Genomic DNA, 976 nt, shown 5'->3' on the forward strand with positions numbered 1-976 from the left:
AACGACATGGCTACGATCCGACTTCGACGACGTCGCGGTGGCGGGCGCGGTGTCGGCGCTCGCGGTGCTGGAGGAGGCCCGCGTCGAGCCCGCGCGCGCCGAGCGGCCGGGGCGCGCGACGCGCGACAGGAGGGAGGCACGCCCCGAGCGCCCGGAGCGCCCCGAGCGGCCGGATCGGAAGAAGGAGCGGCCGGCGCGCGCCGAGGGCGCGGACGACGCGCCGCGCGAGGAGCGGCCGCCGCGGGCGCGGAAGCGCGCGCGCGCGGAGGCCGCGCCGGTGGCCACGCCCGAGGAGACGCTGGCGCTCGCGCCGGTGGGCGCCGAGCCGGCGGTCGACGTCACCGAGTCGGCGACGGAGGGCGAGGGCGCGGGGATGCCCGGCGCCGAGCCCACGAAGCGCAAGCGGAAGCGCCGCCGCCGTCGGAAGGCGACCGGGGGCGAGGGGGCCGAGGTGATGGGCGCGGACGGCGTCGGCGACGACGGCACGGACGCCACGGACGACACGGGCGACGCGCCCGATGGCGACGCGGGCGTCCGCGCCGACCTCCCCGTGGAGCGCGCGCGCGACCGCGACGAGCTCGACGGGTCGGACGAGGGGGCGGAGGCGGAGGGCGCCGAGGGCGGCGCGGAGGGCGAGGTGCGTCGGAAGCGACGGCGCCGCCGCGGCCGTCGGAAGCGCGTCGACGGCGGCCTCGAGGGGGGCGGGGCGGACGAGGGCGGGGCGGACCCGGGGGACGGCGACGACCGTGTGCGCGGAACCGACTCGGGCGGCGGGGTAGGATCCCCGGAGACGGGCGTGGGCGTCGCGGCCCCGCGTCCCTCCCAGGGAGACTCGGCCGCGGATCGGGGAGAGCCATCGTCGTGACCGTCCGTCCCGACCTGCGGCGCCGCCGCGCGCGCCCGTGGACGCCCGCGCTGGCCGCGGGTCTCGCCCTCGCGCTGGCGGCCGGCGACGTGACCCGTGCCGGCTCGCAGC

The 976-nt window shown here is 81.2% G+C and carries 1 pseudogene; it reads left to right on the forward strand.

From position 1 onward, the window contains the following. Window positions 1-865, forward strand: a pseudogene (locus PYV61_RS25835) (hypothetical protein); the annotation flags it as partial. Window positions 866-976 lie beyond the last annotated feature (111 nt).

This window comes from Roseisolibacter sp. H3M3-2, assembly GCF_029211165.1.
GTDB lineage: Bacteria > Gemmatimonadota > Gemmatimonadetes > Gemmatimonadales > Gemmatimonadaceae > Roseisolibacter.